At 72.5% G+C, this 13,943-nt stretch carries 11 protein-coding genes; 3 read left to right on the forward strand and 8 right to left on the reverse strand.

The features are described 5' to 3' along the window. Positions 1-287 precede the first annotated feature (287 nt). Both ACFVDM_RS28830 and ACFVDM_RS28835 read left to right on the forward strand, forming a co-directional pair. Positions 288-1,517: a trypsin-like serine peptidase gene (locus ACFVDM_RS28830; RefSeq protein WP_383646508.1), complete on the forward strand. Its 1,230-nt coding sequence runs from the start codon at positions 288-290 to the stop codon at positions 1,515-1,517. A gap of 232 nt (positions 1,518-1,749) precedes the next feature. Then, positions 1,750-2,919 carry a trypsin-like serine peptidase gene (locus ACFVDM_RS28835; protein WP_383646511.1) on the forward strand — a complete coding sequence of 390 codons (1,170 nt, stop codon included), beginning with the start codon at positions 1,750-1,752 and terminating at the stop codon, positions 2,917-2,919. A 76-nt stretch (positions 2,920-2,995) separates the two neighbouring features. On the opposite strand, the gene hflX is transcribed toward ACFVDM_RS28835, so the two are convergent. The 6 genes from hflX to miaA form a co-directional block, all read right to left on the reverse strand. Beyond that, a complete protein-coding gene (gene hflX / locus ACFVDM_RS28840; protein WP_383646514.1) occupies positions 2,996-4,516 on the reverse strand; it encodes a GTPase HflX in 1,521 nt (506 codons plus the stop codon). Positions 4,517-4,648: 132 nt separating this feature from the next. Further along, a complete protein-coding gene (locus tag ACFVDM_RS28845; protein ID WP_383646516.1) occupies positions 4,649-6,112 on the reverse strand; it encodes a M1 family metallopeptidase in 1,464 nt (487 codons plus the stop codon). Between the two features lie 90 nt (positions 6,113-6,202). Then, entirely contained in the window at positions 6,203-8,317 is a 2,115-nt protein-coding gene (locus tag ACFVDM_RS28850; protein ID WP_383646519.1) for a RelA/SpoT family protein, read from the reverse strand. A 140-nt stretch (positions 8,318-8,457) separates the two neighbouring features. After that, positions 8,458-9,330, reverse strand: a complete 873-nt coding sequence (dapF, locus tag ACFVDM_RS28855; protein ID WP_383646522.1) for a diaminopimelate epimerase — start codon at positions 9,328-9,330, stop codon at positions 8,458-8,460. A 51-nt stretch (positions 9,331-9,381) separates the two neighbouring features. After that, positions 9,382-9,822, reverse strand: coding sequence for a hypothetical protein (locus tag ACFVDM_RS28860; RefSeq protein WP_383646665.1), 441 nt, complete (start codon positions 9,820-9,822; stop codon positions 9,382-9,384). Between the two features lie 107 nt (positions 9,823-9,929). Beyond that, the gene (gene miaA / locus ACFVDM_RS28865) at positions 9,930-10,868 is read right to left on the reverse strand and encodes a tRNA (adenosine(37)-N6)-dimethylallyltransferase MiaA (protein ID WP_383646526.1); all 939 of its coding nucleotides are present in this window, start codon (positions 10,866-10,868) and stop codon (positions 9,930-9,932) included. Between the two features lie 238 nt (positions 10,869-11,106). On the opposite strand from miaA, the gene ACFVDM_RS28870 reads away from it, so the two are divergent. Further along, entirely contained in the window at positions 11,107-11,364 is a 258-nt protein-coding gene (locus ACFVDM_RS28870; protein ID WP_383646531.1) for an antitoxin, read from the forward strand. A gap of 78 nt (positions 11,365-11,442) precedes the next feature. Here ACFVDM_RS28870 and ACFVDM_RS28875 read toward each other — a convergent pair whose 3' ends face one another. Together ACFVDM_RS28875 and miaB are read right to left on the reverse strand one after the other, a co-directional pair. Beyond that, the gene (locus ACFVDM_RS28875) at positions 11,443-12,156 is read right to left on the reverse strand and encodes a class III extradiol dioxygenase subunit B-like domain-containing protein (RefSeq protein WP_383646537.1); all 714 of its coding nucleotides are present in this window, start codon (positions 12,154-12,156) and stop codon (positions 11,443-11,445) included. A gap of 181 nt (positions 12,157-12,337) precedes the next feature. Continuing rightward, positions 12,338-13,858, reverse strand: coding sequence for a tRNA (N6-isopentenyl adenosine(37)-C2)-methylthiotransferase MiaB (gene miaB, locus ACFVDM_RS28880; RefSeq protein ID WP_383646542.1), 1,521 nt, complete (start codon positions 13,856-13,858; stop codon positions 12,338-12,340). Positions 13,859-13,943: the final 85 nt, after the last annotated feature.

Consider the following 13,943-nt stretch of genomic DNA (forward strand, 5'->3'; position numbering starts at 1 on the left):
GGACGGACCGCACGGGTGAACCCTGTCTGCGTGTCCCCCGTACGTACCAACGACGCCGGGGGCGGGAGATCACGGGTAAATCCGAAGATCCTCGCGGAACGGTGCCCTGCCGCACGCCGCCCGCGGCGTCACCGGCATAGTGGGGGGCCGTGCCATGGCCCGGGACGTCCTCCCGGTGACCGCGGCCGTCCGCCCGGGGGTGAGCCGCCGTCCGGCGGACGGGGCCCGCAGGGGCCGCATGTGCAGTACGGAAGCGTTGGGTTACGAAGTCCCAGGGGGATCACCAGATGCGACTCATACGACCAGGGTTCACCGCACGCCGGGGCGGGAGCGCGCGCCGCTCCCCCTCCCCCGTGCTGGCCGTCGCCGCGGTCACCGCGGTCCTCGCCCTCACCGCCACGGCCTGCGGGCCGGACGAGGAGAAGGCGGCCTCCGAGCCGAGCAGCAGCGCCACGGGCCCGTCGTCGGACGGCGGGATCACCGTCCCGGACGATCTGAAGAACCGGCTCAAGCAGCACGGGATCGACCTCGACCAGTGGAAGAACGGCGAGTGGAAGAACTGGGACAAGGACACCTGGCTGCGTGAGGCCAAGGACTTCGTCAACCCGATCATCGAGGGGCTCTGGGACGGGGACCGGATGCGGGACGCCGACAAGGCGCCCGAGCAGCCGGTCGACAACGACATCTCCGGCGATGTGGGTGTGACGGACCCGACGCCCGTGCCGGTGCGGGCCGTGGGCGTGCGGACGCCGCTGCACGACGCCGCCCCGGAGTCGGGGAAGCTGTTCTTCGACAGTCCCGAGGGCTCCATGGTCTGCTCGGCGACCGTGGTGCAGGACCCGGCGCACCCGGGCAAGTCCAACCTGGTGTGGACGGCGGGCCACTGCGTGCACGCGGGCAAGAAGGGCGGCTGGTACCGCAACATCGCCTTCGTGCCCTCGTACAACAACACGGGCCTGTCCATCGACGAGCTGCGCAAGAACCCGCCCAAGGAAAAGATCGCCCCCTACGGCGTGTGGTGGGGCTCCTGGGCGCAGACCTCGCAGCAGTGGATCGACCAGGGCGCGTCGGTCGGCGGGCTCGGCGCACCGTACGACTTCGCCGTGCTGCATGTGACGCCGGAGAAGGGGTCGGACGGCAAGTCCCTGGAGGAGACGGTCGGTTCGGCGCTTCCGGTCGACTTCAACGCCCCGGCGGTGCCCAAGATCGCCGCGATGACGGCGACCGGCTTCCCGGCGGCCCCGCCGTACGACGGCCAGAAGCTCTACCGCTGCCAGGACAAGCCGGGCCGGCTCTCACTGACCGAGGACGACCCGACGATGTACCGCATCGGCTGCTCGATGACCGGCGGTTCCTCCGGCGGCGGCTGGGTCGCGACCGGGCAGGACGGCAAGCCCGCGCTCGTCTCCAACACCTCCATCGGCCCGGTGACGGCCGGCTGGCTGGCCGGACCCCGCCTCGGCAAGGAGGCCAAGGGCGTCTACGACGCGGTCAGCAAGAAGTACGCGAACGAGTGACACCGGATCGCCGTCCGCCCGGGGGCGGATGACGGTTCCTCAGGGGTTCTCGGCGCACCGGCCGCCGAGGGCCCCTGAGCCGCTTCGTGCCGCGGCCCGTGGTGCGGACGTGGCGCCGAACACCCTTCCACCCGTCATAGGGTGGTGCCCGCGCCGTGGCCGGCACGTGGCCGGCCCGGTCTGCGGCATGACACGCTCATGCCATTTCCATGCTTTCAGGGGGATTTTCACCATGCGATCCATACGTCCGCTGCTCACCGCGGCCGGACTCGTCGCCGCGCTCACGCTGACGGCCACCGCCTGCGGTCCGGAGGAGGACCAGGCGTCCGACAAGCCGAGCGCCTCGGCCTCCGCGGGCAAGGACGGCTCCGGCGGTCTGCCCGACGGTCTGGCCGACACGCTCAAGAAGCACGGCGTCGACCTCGACAAGTGGAAGAACGGCGAGTGGAAGAACTGGGACAAGGACACCTGGCTGCGTGAGGCCAAGGACTTCGTCAACCCGGTCATCGAGGGGCTGTGGAAGCCCGACCGGATGAAGTCCGCCAAGGACCCCGCCAAGACCATGTCCGCCGGGGACTTCTCGGGCGACCAGGGCGTCACCGACCCCGAGCCCAAGCCCGTCACGGCCCAGCCCGAGAAGACGCCGTACCACAACTACGCCGCCCCGGTCGGGAAAGTCTTCTTCGACTCGCCCGAGGGCTCCATGGTCTGCTCGGGCACCGTCGTCAAGGACCCGAAGAACCCGGGCAGGTCCAACCTCGTCTGGACCGCCGGGCACTGCGTCCACGCCGGTTCCAAGGGCGGCTGGTACCGCAACATCGTCTTCGTGCCCGCGTACAACGACAAGGGCAAGAGCGCCGCGGCGCTGGAGAACGCCCAGAGTTACGAGATCGCCCCGTACGGCGCCTACTGGGCGGACTGGGCCGCGACCTCGGGCGAGTGGATGCGCGACGGCGGCCCCACCGGCGGCGAGGGCGCCCCGTACGACTACGCGGTGCTGCACGTGAAGCCGGAGAAGGGCACCAAGTCCCTGGAGGAGACGGTGGGCAACGCCCTGCCGGTCAACTTCGACGCTCCCGAGGTGGCGCAGATCAGCGCGATGGGCGCCTGGGGCTACCCGGCCGCTCCGCCGTACAACGGTCTGATCATGCACAAGTGCGTGGACCGTCCGGGGCGGCTCTCGATCAGCCCCTCGACGCCGACGATGTACCGCATCGGCTGCACGATGACCGGCGGTTCCTCCGGCGGCGGCTGGTTCAGCGAGGCGTCGAACGGCAAGCTTGCGCTGGTGTCCAACACCTCCATCGGCCCGGTGACGGCCGGCTGGCTGGCCGGACCCCACCTGGGCGAGGGCGCCGAGCAGATCTTCACGATGATGAGCGACAAGTTCGGCGGCCGGTGACCGGCCGACCCGTGGCACGGTAGGCGAAAGGCCCGCTCCCCCGTGAGGGAGCGGGCCTTTCCCGTGTACGGGAAGGTCAGTGCACGGCGGGCACGAAGGTGGACAGCTCGGCCGCCAGCTCCTCGTGCACCCGGGCCTTGAGCAGGGTGCCCTCCGACGTGTGCTCCTCGGAGATCACCTCGCCCTCGGCGTGCACCCGGGAGACCAGCCCGCCCTGGATGTACGGCACGAGCGCCTCGACCTCGACCGAGGGCCTCGGCAGCTCGCTGTCGATCAGCGCGAGCAGCTCGTCGATTCCGGCACCGGTCCGCGCCGACACCGCGATCGCGTGCTTCTCGTTGCGCAGCAGCCGCTGGAGGACCAGCGGGTCGGTCGCGTCCGCCTTGTTGACGACCACGATCTCGGGCACGTCCACCGCGCCCACCTCACGGATCACCTCGCGCACGGCGGCCAGCTGCTCCTCCGGGACCGGGTGCGAACCGTCCACCACGTGGAGGATGAGATCGGAGTCCCCGACCTCCTCCATGGTGGAGCGGAACGCCTCGACCAGGTGGTGCGGCAGGTGCCGTACGAACCCGACGGTGTCGGCGAGGGTGTAGACCCGCCCGCTGGGCGTCTCGGCCCGGCGCACGGTCGGGTCGAGGGTGGCGAACAGGGCGTTCTCCACCAGCACGCCCGCACCGGTCAGCCGGTTGAGCAGCGAGGACTTGCCCGCGTTGGTGTAGCCGGCGATGGCCACCGAGGGGACCTTGTTGCGCTTGCGCTCCTGGCGCTTGATCTCGCGGCCGGTCTTCATCTCCGCGATCTCCCGGCGCATCTTCGCCATCTTCTCGCGGATCCGTCGCCGGTCCGTCTCGATCTTGGTCTCACCGGGACCGCGGGTGGCCATGCCGCCCCCGCCGCTGGATCCGCCGCCGCCCATCTGACGGGACAGCGACTGACCCCAGCCGCGCAGCCTGGGCAGCATGTACTGCATCTGGGCCAGCGAGACCTGGGCCTTGCCCTCCCGGGACTTGGCGTGCTGGGCGAAGATGTCGAGGATCAGGGCGGTGCGGTCGACCACCTTGACCTTGACGACGTCCTCCAGATGGATCAGCTGGCCGGGGCTCAGCTCACCGTCGCAGACGACGGTGTCCGCGCCCGACTCGATCACGATGTCGCGCAGCTCAAGGGCCTTGCCGGAACCGATGTAGGTGGCCGGGTCGGGCTTGTCACGGCGCTGGTACACCGCGTCCAGCACCTCGGCGCCCGCCGTCTCGGCGAGCGCGGCCAGCTCCGCGAGGGAGTTCTCGGCGTCCTGCACCGTGCCCGAGGTCCAGACACCGACGAGCACCACGCGCTCCAGGCGCAGCTGCCGGTACTCGACCTCGGTGACGTCCTCGAGTTCGGTGGAGAGGCCCGCTACACGCCGCAGGGCTGCGCGCTCGGAGCGGTCCAGCTGTTCGCCGTCCCGCGCTCCGTCGATCTCGTGGCTCCAGGCGACGTCCTCTTCCATCAGGGCGTCGGCCCGAAGGCTCTCGGTGAGGCTCTCGGTGACATTCTCCGTGGCACTCCGCGCGTTCTGCGCGTCCTGGGGAAGGGAAGAAGAGGAGGTCATTGGATCCTTACGTCGAAAGGTGTGGGTTTCATCAGTCACAACGCGTGACCTCTTGGAATGATTCCCGCGGGGGAATTCTCCGGTCCGGCCGCCGCGGCGACCCGTTGATAGTGGCACGGCGGCCCGGGGACGTCACGCGGGTTTCGCGGCGGCCGGCCGCGTTTCCGCGCGCCAGTCGGGGTGTCCCGGCATCGGCGGTGTGCGCGTGCCGTACAGCCAGCCGCTGAGGAACGCGGTCAGGTCGCGGCCCGCGACCCGGGAGGCGAGGGCGGTGAAATCGGCCGTGGTGGCGTTGTCGTCCCGGTGACGGCGCACCCAGAGCCGCTCCAGCAGGCCGAATGCCTCGGCGCCGATCTCCTGGCGGAGGGCGTAGAGGACGAGCGCGCTGCCGTCGTAGACGACCGGCCGGAAGAGGCTGATCTTGTGGCCCGGCGAGGGCGGCGCGGGGCGGGCGGGCGGTCCGCCCGCGGCGCGCCAGTCGTCGGAGCGGGCGTAGGCGGCGCGCATCCGCTTCACCAGCGCCGGGCCGCCGTGCTCCTCGGCGTAGCGCGCCTCGTACCAGCTGGCGTGTCCCTCGTTGAGCCAGAGGTCGGACCAGGTCCGGGGCGAGACGCTGTCGCCGAACCACTGGTGGGCGAGTTCATGGACCATGACGGATTCGACGTACCAGGCGGGAAAGGCGTCGGTGAACATCCGGCGCTCGAACAGGGAGAGGGTCTGGGTCTCCAGCTCGAACCCCGTCTCGGTGTCGGCGACGAGCACCCCGTAGTTCTCGAACGGATAGCGGCCCACCTGGCGTTCCATCCACTCCAGATGTCCGGGTGTCCTGCTCAGCCAGGGCTCCAGTTCCTCCCGCTCGGCGGCGGGGACGACATCGCGCACGGGCAGCCGGTGCGGTCCGGTCCGTTCGACGACGGCGGAGCGGCCGATGCTGACCTGGGCCAGTTCCGTGGCCATGGGGTGCTCGGTGCGGTAGGTCCAGGTGGTGCGGTCGCCGTGGCGGGCCGTGCCGGTCCGCACCCCGTTGGCGACCACGGTCAGCTCCTGCGGGGCGGTGACCCGGAAGGTGAAGTACGCCTTGTCGGCGGGGTGGTCGTTGCCCGGGAAGACGCGGTGGCCGGCGTCCGCCTGGTTGGCCATCGCGAGCCCGTCGGCGGTCCGCACCCAGCCGCCGGTGTCGCGTTCGCCCCTCGGATCGCTGGTGTGCCGGACGGTGATGCGTACGGGCACGCCCTCGGGGAGGGAGCCGATCGGTTCCACGATCAGGTCCTCGTCGGACACCGTGAAGTCGGCGCGCACCCCGTTGACGGCGACGGAGCGCACGGTGCCGCGGGTGAAGTCGAGGTTGATCCGGTCCAGCGCCTCGGTCGTGCGCGCGTCGATCGTGGTGACGGCCTCCAGCGGCCTGTCGTTGTCGCCCCGGTAGTCGAGGGCGATGTCGTAGGCGAGGACGTCGTACCCGGGATTGCCCAGGTGCGGGAAGAGCGGGTCCCCGATGCCCAGGGGCACCGGGGCGGGCAGGGTGGCGGCGACGAGCGTGGAAACCGTTGCGGCGGCCAGCAGGGCGGCCCGCAGCGGGCGGGAGAGGAACGGCATGGACTACGGCTATCAGCGCCGCCCCGCACGACAGGCGCGGCGCGCGCCGCGCCACTCGAACGGGGTCCGCCGAGGCGGACGGGGGAACGCTCAGAGGGCGGTGGCCGGGTGCTGGGCACGGCTCACGTCGTACACCCCCGGCACCTCGCGCATGGCGCGGATCAGCGCGGGGAGTCCCGCCGCGTCGGGGAGGTGGAGCGTGTAGGTGTGGCGCACGCGCTGTTCGCTGGGGGGTTCCACGGTGGCGGAGACGACGGCCGCGTCGGCCCCGGCGATGGCCTCGGTGAGGTCGGCGAGCAGCCGGGGCCGGCCGAAGGACTCGGCGACCAGGGTGACCCGGCAGGCGGGGGTGTCGCCCCAGCTGACGGGGACGGGCACCCGGCCGACGGCGGCCATCCGTCCGACGGCCGGACACTCCAGCCGGTGCACGGTGACGGCGCCGCCGCGCACGGTGAATCCGGTGACGTCGTCGGGGGGCACCGGGGTGCAGCAGCCGGCCAGCCGGACCGGGGTGTCGGGTCCGTCGACCACGGCGCCGACGGTCCGGGCGGACTCCCGGGCCGTTCCGGTCCGTGCCGGGCGGCCGGGCTGCGGTACGGGGCCGCGCGCGCCGGCCGGGGCGGTGTCCTCGGCGTCCTGCGGATGGGCGTCGAGCCAGCCGGTGATGGCGATGCGGGCGGCCGGGGTGCGGGCGTGGTCGAGCCAGGCGGGCGAGGGGCCGGAGGCGGCGTCCTCCGCGAGCAGGAGCTGCACGGTGTCGCCGTCGCCGAGGACCGTGCCGAGGGTGGCGAGCCGGCCGTTCACCCTGGCGCCGATGCAGGCGTGCGCGGCGTCGCCGTACTGCGCGTAGGCGGCGTCCACGCAGCTGGCGCCCGCGGGCAGGCCGAGCGTGCCGCCGTCCGTGCGGAAGACGGTGATCTCGCGGTCCTCGGCGAGGTCCGCGCGCAGGGTGGTCCAGAAGGTGTCGGGGTCGGGGGCCGACTGCTGCCACTGGAGGAGCCTGGAGAGCCAGCCGGGGCGGGTGGGGTCGGCCCGCTCGCCGTCGGCCGGTTCGGCACCGGCGGTGCCGTCGGCGGCGTACGGATTGCCGAGCGCGATGACGCCGGCCTCGGCGACCCGGTGCATCCGGTGGGTGCGGATGAGGACCTCGGCGACTTCGCCCCGCGGGCCCACCACCGCGGTGTGCAGCGACTGGTAGAGGTTGAACTTGGGTGAGGCGATGAAGTCCTTGAACTCGGAGATCACCGGTGTGAAGCAGGTGTGCAGTTCGCCGAGGACGGCGTAGCAGTCGGCGTCCTCGCCGACCAGGACCAGCAGCCGGCCGAAGTCGCTGCCGCGCAGTTCGCCGCGTTTCATCCGGACGCGGTGGACGGAGACGAAGTGGCGGGGCCGGACGACGGTCTCGGCGGGGATGCCGGCCTCGCGGAGCACCGCGGAGACCCGGTCCGCGGTGGCGGTGAGCGGGTCGTCGCCGGTGGTGGCGGCGGAGATCAGGGCCCGGGTGTGCGCGTACTCCTCGGGGTGGAGGATCGCGAAGACGAGGTCCTCCAGCTCGGTCTTGAGTGCCTGGACGCCGAGCCGTTCGGCGAGCGGGATCAGCACGTCGCGGGTGACCCTGGCGATCCGGGCCTGTTTCTCGGGGCGCATCACACCGAGGGTGCGCATGTTGTGCAGGCGGTCGGCGAGCTTGATCGACATCACGCGGACGTCGTCGCCGGTGGCCACGAGCATCTTGCGGAAGGTCTCGGGTTCGGCCGCGGCCCCGTAGTCGACCTTCTCCAGTTTGGTCACGCCGTCGACCAGGTAGCAGACCTCCTCGCCGAACTCCTCGCGCACCTGGTCGAGGGTGACCTCGGTGTCCTCGACGGTGTCGTGGAGGAGGGAGGCGGTGAGGGTGGTGGTCTCGGCGCCGAGCTGGGCGAGGATCAGGGTGACGGCGAGCGGATGGGTGATGTACGGCTCGCCGCTCTTGCGCATCTGTCCCCGGTGCGAACTCTCGGCGAGGACGTAGGCCCGGCGCAGCACGGAGAGGTCGGCGTCGGGGTGGTGGGCCCGGTGCGTCTCGGCGACGTGTCCGATGGCGTCGGGCAGCCGGTCCCGGGAGACCGGGCCGAGCAGGGCCACCCGGCCGAGCCGGCGCAGATCGATCCGGGGACGGCTCCGCCTGCGGGCGGGAGCACCTGGATTGGTGGCCTCTGCGCTCATGGGGCACCTCCGGCTGCGTCGACCGGCGGGTGGAAGGTGCGGTCGCGCCTCCGGGCCGGTGCTTGATGCTACCGAGCCCACCACGTGGCGGAGTGCCGCTCTCGCTCAGCGTGAAACGGATCACCCATTCGAGCGAAGTGCTATCCGTTCAGCGTTTCGAGCCAGGCCGTGTCGATCTTGCCTTCGGCGACGATCTCGGCGGGGCCGGTCATCTCGATGCCGCCGTCGGGGTGCTCGGTGATGACGAGGGTGCCGCCGGGCAGGTCGACGGTGTACGTGACGGGGGTGCCGGTCACGGCCGGGTCGGCGCCGTCCCGGCGGGCGGCCGCGACGGCCACCGCGCAGGCGCCGGTGCCGCAGGAGCGGGTCTCGCCGGAGCCGCGCTCGTGGACGCGCATGGCCACGTGCCGGGGGCCCCGGTCGACGACGAACTCGATGTTGACGCCGTCGGGGTAGACCGGGGCGGGACCGTAGGAGGGCTCGGAGGTGAGCGCGCCGGCGTGCGCCAGGTCGTCGACGAAGGCGACCGCGTGGGGGTTGCCCATGTTCACGTTGCGGGCGTCCCAGCTGCGGCCGTCGACCGTGACGGTGACGCCGTCGGCCGGAAGCGCGGCGCGGCCCATCGCGACGGTCACGTCGCCGTTCTTGGCGAGGTGCACCTTCTTGACCCCGCCGCGGGTGGCGACGGCCAGGTCGCCCTCCTCGGCGGCGCCGGCCCGCTGGAGGTAGCGGGCGAAGACGCGCACGCCGTTGCCGCACATCTCGGCGACGGAGCCGTCCGCGTTGCGGTAGTCCATGAACCACTCGGCCTCGTCCGCCATGGACCGCCCCTCGGGGTGGGCGGCGCTCCGCACGACGTGGAGCAGTCCGTCACCGCCGATGCCGGCCCGGCGGTCGCACAGCCCGGCGACGAGGGACACGGGCAGGTCCAGGGCGTTGTCCGGGTCGGGAACGATCACGAAGTCGTTCTCGGTGCCGTGGCCCTTGAGGAAGGCGATCTGCGAGGTGGTCACGGGACAACTGTACGAGGCGGCGCCGACAGCGGGAAAACGGGCGCGGGTCCCTCAGCCGCGCAGCCGGGCCACGCGCCAGACGGCCAGCGCGACCAGCGCGAGCGCCACGGCGGCGTACAGGGCGACCACGCGCCAGTCGGCGCGCTCCCCCGCGCCCCGGCCCGGCAGTCCGGGCCAGGTGTAGCCGACGCGACGGGCGGCCATCATGCCCCAGCCGGCCGCGCAGCCGCTGATCAGCAGCCCCAGCATCGCGACCACCGGGCCGCCGTCGCCCACCTCGAAGGCGAGCGGGAAGGCGAACATGAGCGAGCCGAGGGCGGCGAGCATCACGATGGGCGCGAGCTGCCAGATGCGCAGCCGCCGGGCCGGCCGCAGCTCGACCTCGACCTCGGGGGTCACGGTCGGCTCGTCAGGCCCGTCGGGGCTCAGACCGCCCGCGTCGTGCCGCGTCGGCGATGCGTCTCGTTCCGTGTCGCGAGGGCCGGCCTCCATCGCCACGCGCCCTCCCAACTCGGACTCCACTGGTCGATCGATGCTCGATGATGGCACGCTCCGGGTCCCCGAACTGACGGGCAGGGCGTCCCGATGCCATCACGTGATCAGGCTGTAACCGCCCGTTCGACCAACGCCAGCGCCTGGCCCGGGAGTTCCCCGCGGTGCTCGACGGCGCCGTTCAGCCACCGGACGCGCGGGTCGCGGCGGAACCAGGAGTCCTGACGGCGCGCGAAGCGTTTGGTGGCGCGCACGGTCTCGGCGCGCGCCTCGTCCTCGGTGCACTCCCCGGCCAGGGCGGCGAGGACCTGCTGGTAGCCGAGGGCGCGGGAGGCCGTGCGGCCCTCGCGCAGCCCGCGCGCCTCCAGGGCGCGGACCTCGTCCACGAGTCCGGCCTCCCACATCCGGTCGACGCGGCGGGCGATGCGCTCGTCGAGTTCGGGGCGGGCGACGTCGACGCCGATCTGGACGGCGTCGTAGACCGCGTCGTCGCCGGGGAGGTTGGCGGTGAAGGGCTTGCCGGTGATCTCGATGACCTCAAGGGCGCGGACGATGCGCCGGCCGTTGCTGGGCAGGATGGCGCGGCCCGCCTCGGGGTCGGCCGCCGCCAGCCGTGCGTGCAGGGCGCCCGAGCCGCGCAGGGCGAGCTCCGCCTCCAGGGCGGCGCGGACGGCCGGGTCGGTGCCGGGGAACTCCAGGGCGTCGATGGCGCCCTTCACGTAGAGGCCGGAGCCGCCGACCAGGACGGGGGTGCGGCCCTCGGCGAGCAGCCGGTCGATCTCGGCGCGGGCCAGGCGCTGGTACTCGGCGACGCTGGCGGTCTCGGTGACGTCCCAGATGTCCAGCAGGTGGTGGGGGACGGATCCGCGCTCGGCCGGGGTGAGCTTGGCGGTGCCGATGTCCATGCCGCGGTAGAGCTGCATGGAGTCGGCGTTGACCACTTCGCCCCCGAGCCGCTGCGCGAGGAACACCCCCAGGTCGGACTTTCCGGCTGCGGTGGGACCGACGACGGTGATGACCCGCGGTGCGGGAGCTGGACTTGTCACCGGCACAGTCTCGCAAACCTCGGGGCCGTTCCCGAACGGACGATGCGGGAGGGACGGGCCGGACGCCGTATGACGAGCCGTCGAGTAAACTGACGACTACATATGGGTGGTTTCTCACGGTTCCGCCGTCGGCCTCCCCGATCCGCCTCCGTCGGCGGCCGGGAATGCGCCGGGGTGGGGCGGGTAGGCGGAGCCGGAGAGAGCACGCGCACGCAGCCCCCAGCAGAGAAGGTGCCCGATGGGCCTCATGGACAGTTTGAAGGCGAAGCTCGGCCCGGCGAAGGACAAGATCAGCGACCTCGCGCAGCAGCACGGGGAGAAGATCGACCAGGGGCTCGACAAGGCCGCGCGGACCGTGGACGAGAAGACCAAGGGCAAGTACAGCGACAAGATCGTGTCCGGCACGCAGAAGGCGAAGGACGCGAGGGAGAAGCTGTCCCACAAGGACGGCGACGGCAAGCCGCCGGCTCCCGGCAGTACGCCTCCCGCCTCCTGATCCCCGGTCCTGACGGAGCCGCGCGCGAAGGCCGCGGAGCATTGTGCTCCGCGGCCTTCGCGCGTACGGGCGAGCACCTCAGGACCAGGCGGCGACCAGATAGCCCACGCCGTAGGGCGCGTCGTCGTACAGCAGGCGGCCGACCGGCCGGGCCCCCTGGGCCGCCCCGGCGAGCAGCTGCCAGGGCGCGCGGCCCGCGGCCTTGAGTTCGTACGCCAGGGTCTCGTCCAGTGCCATCAGCGCGTCCGGGTCCGCGGCGGCGAGCGCGCGGGCGGCGGCCGCGTCGAATCCGGCGGCGCGCTCGTCGAGGTAGCCGGGGGCCTTCAGGGTGCGGCAGGCACTGCCGTCGCCCATCACCAGCAGGGCGACCCGGTCCGCGCGGGCGGCCAGCGCGCGCCCCTCCGCCACGCAGCGGGCGGTCTCCAGCGGTTCGCCCACCCCGAGCGCCTCGACGGGCGCGCCGTCCCATCCGGCGTCGGCCAGCAGCCAGGCGCCGACGGCGAGGGACGGGGCGAGCGGGCGCTCGGCCGTCGACCCGAGGTCGCGTCCGAGCCGTACGCCGAGGTCGACGCCGAACTCGCGGAAGTCCCCGGTGGCGCCCTCGGGGTGCGGGCCGCGGCCCGCGAGGCCCGCCGGACCGACCACGACGAGGAGATCGGGCCGGGCGGCGGCCAGGACGCCCAGTGCGTCGGCGCACGCGGCCCTCAGGGGGTCGAGTTCGGGCGCGGCACCGGCGGCGACGTCGGGGACGAGCAGCGGGGGGCAGGGACAGACAGCGGCGGCGACAAGCATGGAGGGCAGCGTACTGGCCGCCCGTCGCCCGGCCGTGTGCCACCCGCGTACGCCGGAGTGCGGCCTGATCACTGCCCTGACCGCGCTCGCGCGGATCGTGCCACGCGCGTACGCCGGAGTGCGGCAGCGCCCGCGCCGGGGCGGGTGCCACCGCACTCCGTGGCGGAGCCGGTCGGTCCGGTCAGTCGCAGCCGCAGCCGGGGGCCGAGGCGGCGGGCAGCGGCTCGGGGGCGCCGATCTTCGGCAGGCCGAGCATGACACCGGCCGGCTTGGCGGCCTCGGCGGCGTTGCGCCGGGCCCAGGCGTCGCCGGAGCGGGTGCGCCGCACGGCGAGGGGGGCGCCCTCGGCGAGCAGGTGGTGCGGAGCGGCGTAGCTGATCCCAACGGTCACCACGTCGCCCGGCCGCACGTCCTCGTCCGGCTTGGTGAAGTGCACGAGGCGGTTGTCGGGTGCGCGGCCGGACAGGCGGTGGGTGGCACCGTCCTTGCGGCCCTCGCCCTCGGCGACCATGACCTCCAGGGTGCGGCCGACCTGCTTCTTGTTCTCCTCCCAGGAGATCTCCTCCTGGAGGGCGGACAGGCGCATGTAGCGCTCCTGGACGACCTCCTTGGGGATCTGGCCCTCCATGTCGGCGGCGGGGGTCCCGGGGCGCTTGGAGTACTGGAAGGTGAAGGCGTTGGCGAAGCGCGCCTCGCGGACCGCGTGCATGGTCTGCTCGAAGTCCTCCTCGGTCTCGCCGGGGAAGCCGACGATGATGTCGGTGGAGATCGCGGCGTCGGGCATCGCGGCCCGCACCTTGTCGATGATCCCGAGGAAGCGTTCCTGCCGGTACGAGCGGCGCATGGCCTTCAGGACCCGGTCGGAGCCGGACTGCATGGGCATGTGGAGCTGCGGCATCACGTTCGGCGTCTCGGCCATGGCGGCGATCACGTCGTCGGTGAAGTCGCGCGGGTGCGGCGAGGTGAAGCGGACCCGCTCCAGGCCCTCGATCCGTCCGCAGGCGCGCAGCAGCTTGGAGAACGCCTCGCGGTCGCCGATGTCGGAGCCGTAGGCGTTGACGTTCTGGCCGAGCAGGGTGATCTCGGAGACGCCCTCGGCGACCAGGGCCTCGATCTCGGCGAGGATGTCACCGGTCCGGCGGTCCTTCTCCTTGCCGCGCAGCGCCGGGACGATGCAGAAGGTGCAGGTGTTGTTGCAGCCGACGGAGATCGAGACCCAGGCGGCGTACGCCGACTCGCGGCGGGTGGGCAGCGTGGAGGGGAAGGCCTCCAGGGATTCGGCGATCTCGATCTGCGCCTCCTCCTGGACGCGGGCGCGCTCCAGCAGGACGGGCAGCTTGCCGATGTTGTGCGTGCCGAAGACGACGTCGACCCAGGGGGCCCGCTCGACGATGGTGTCGCGGTCCTTCTGGGCGAGGCAGCCGCCGACGGCGATCTGCATGCCGGGGCGCTTCGTCTTCATCGGGGCGAGGCGGCCGAGGTTGCCGTAGAGCTTGTTGTCGGCGTTCTCGCGGACCGCGCAGGTGTTGAAGACGACGACGTCGGCGTCGCCGTCGGAGCCCTCGGGAGCCCGTACGTACCCGGCGTCCTCCAGCAGACCCGAGAGCCGCTCGGAGTCGTGGACGTTCATCTGGCACCCGTAGGTGCGCACCTCATAGCTTTTTCTGACGTCCACTGCTTCGCTCCGGTTGCCGCTGCTCATGCGACAAGGGTAGGCGCTGCCCGGACACCTCCCGTCGCGGCCGGGGTCGCACGGGTGCGGGATCACGGGCCGCCCCTGGTCAGGG

Origin of the sequence: Streptomyces sp. NPDC057682, assembly GCF_042799575.1 — a bacterium.
GTDB lineage: Bacteria > Actinomycetota > Actinomycetes > Streptomycetales > Streptomycetaceae > Streptomyces.

Coding starts and splice junctions, on each gene's coding strand:
- ACFVDM_RS28830 (WP_383646508.1), top strand. CDS start 288: ATGCGACTCATACGACCAGGGTTCACCGCACGCCGGGGCGGGAGCGCG.
- ACFVDM_RS28835 (WP_383646511.1), top strand. CDS start 1,750: ATGCGATCCATACGTCCGCTGCTCACCGCGGCCGGACTCGTCGCCGCG.
- hflX (WP_383646514.1), bottom strand. CDS start 4,516: ATGACCTCCTCTTCTTCCCTTCCCCAGGACGCGCAGAACGCGCGGAGT.
- ACFVDM_RS28845 (WP_383646516.1), bottom strand. CDS start 6,112: ATGCCGTTCCTCTCCCGCCCGCTGCGGGCCGCCCTGCTGGCCGCCGCA.
- ACFVDM_RS28850 (WP_383646519.1), bottom strand. CDS start 8,317: ATGAGCGCAGAGGCCACCAATCCAGGTGCTCCCGCCCGCAGGCGGAGC.
- ACFVDM_RS28860 (WP_383646665.1), bottom strand. CDS start 9,822: ATGGAGGCCGGCCCTCGCGACACGGAACGAGACGCATCGCCGACGCGG.
- ACFVDM_RS28870 (WP_383646531.1), top strand. CDS start 11,107: ATGGGCCTCATGGACAGTTTGAAGGCGAAGCTCGGCCCGGCGAAGGAC.
- ACFVDM_RS28875 (WP_383646537.1), bottom strand. CDS start 12,156: ATGCTTGTCGCCGCCGCTGTCTGTCCCTGCCCCCCGCTGCTCGTCCCC.
- miaB (WP_383646542.1), bottom strand. CDS start 13,858: ATGAGCAGCGGCAACCGGAGCGAAGCAGTGGACGTCAGAAAAAGCTAT.